Origin of the sequence: Pseudomonas sp. TJI-51, assembly GCF_000190455.2 — a bacterium.
GTDB lineage: Bacteria > Pseudomonadota > Gammaproteobacteria > Pseudomonadales > Pseudomonadaceae > Aquipseudomonas > Aquipseudomonas juntendi.
Genome location: NZ_AEWE02000195.1, coordinates 1 through 1,324, shown reverse-complemented (window position 1 = coordinate 1,324; position 1,324 = coordinate 1). Strand labels below are relative to the sequence as shown.

Below are 1,324 nucleotides of genomic sequence, written 5' to 3'. Positions count from 1 at the left end.
GTGTCCCGTCCTGAATAAGGTTTACACCTTCCATCCCGAATTTCCGGAGAGTCAGATGGAGCAAGGTGTAAAGCGCACACAGCGTGATTACTCACTGTCTTTTAAATTGGCGGTGGTTGATCAGATCGAAAAAGGCGAACTGACCTACAAACAGGCCCAGGTGCGGTATGGCATCCAGGGTCGGTCGACGGTTCTGGTATGGTTGCGTAAGCACGGTCGGCAGGATTGGAGCCAGGGGGCTTCGATCCGCGACGAGAGGAGCTGCGCGATGTCTGACCCCAAAACGCTGACTCCAGAGCAGCGGATCAAAGAGCTTGAGCAGCAGCTTGAGCTGATGAGCCAGAAGGCTCAGTTCTTTGAAACGGTCGTTGATGTTCTGAAAAATGACTATGGTGTCTCGGTCGTAAAAAAGCGATCCGGCAAGTCCTCTCGCAAGGTCAAGTCGCAGGACTGAGCATTGCCAGGGCTTGTCAGTTTCTAAGCATCAGTCGACAGGCTTACTACAAACGCAACCGAGCTGCTGATGGCAAAGAGCACCAGGCAGATCGGGTGGTTGAGTTTGTTCAGCAAGTCCGGATGCGCCAGCCTCGTCTGGGCACCCGCAAACTGCACTATCTGCTGCGTTGCCAACCTGACAAACGATTCCAAATCGGCCGAGACAGGCTGTTCCAGGTCTTGGGAGAGCGCCGTTTGCTAGTGCTGCCTAAGCGGGCCTATCACAAGACAACACAGAGCTTTCATCGCTTCTATCGCCACCCCAACTTACTCAAGCCCGGCCCAAGCCAAGTCGTTCCGATAAGACCGGAGCACGTCTGGGTTGCCGACATTACTTACCTGCCCGCACGCAACGGCCCGCTGTACCTGAGCCTGGTAACGGACGCGTACTCCAGGAAAATTGTTGGCCACCACGTCCATGAAAGCCTGCATGCCGAGTCAGTAGCGCAAGCCTTCAAGCAAGCACTACGAAAGCGACGTCGTCGCCAGCCATTAGTCCACCATTCGGATCGAGGCATCCAATATTGCTCGGAGCTATACCAGTCACTTCATCAGCGGCATGGGGTTCAGTGCTCGATGACAGATGGATATGACTGCTATCAGAACGCACTGGCCGAGCGAATCAACGGAATCCTCAAGACGGAGCTGCTGTTGAGCAGTCCTGAAGACCTGGAGCAAGCAAGGCAGATGGTCGATGAGGCGGTGCAGATCTACAACGCAGAGCGGCCTCATATGGCTCTGAAAAACAAAACGCCCGATGCGGTGCATCGGGCGTTTTGAGGCCTATCGGCCAACCTGAACAGGTGTAAACCTATTTCAGGACTAGACA

General features: G+C 54.6%; 1 protein-coding gene. It reads left to right on the top strand.

Annotation, left to right across the window (positions count from 1 at the left end; translation table 11 throughout):
* The first annotated feature begins 55 nt into the window (after window positions 1–55).
* Window positions 56–1,275 (top strand): IS3 family transposase gene (locus G1E_RS28155; RefSeq protein ID WP_125855774.1). Its coding sequence is split into 2 segments (ribosomal slippage): window positions 56–404 and window positions 404–1,275, totalling 1,221 coding nucleotides; the frame shifts between segments, so codons are not numbered across the junction.
* Window positions 1,276–1,324 lie beyond the last annotated feature (49 nt).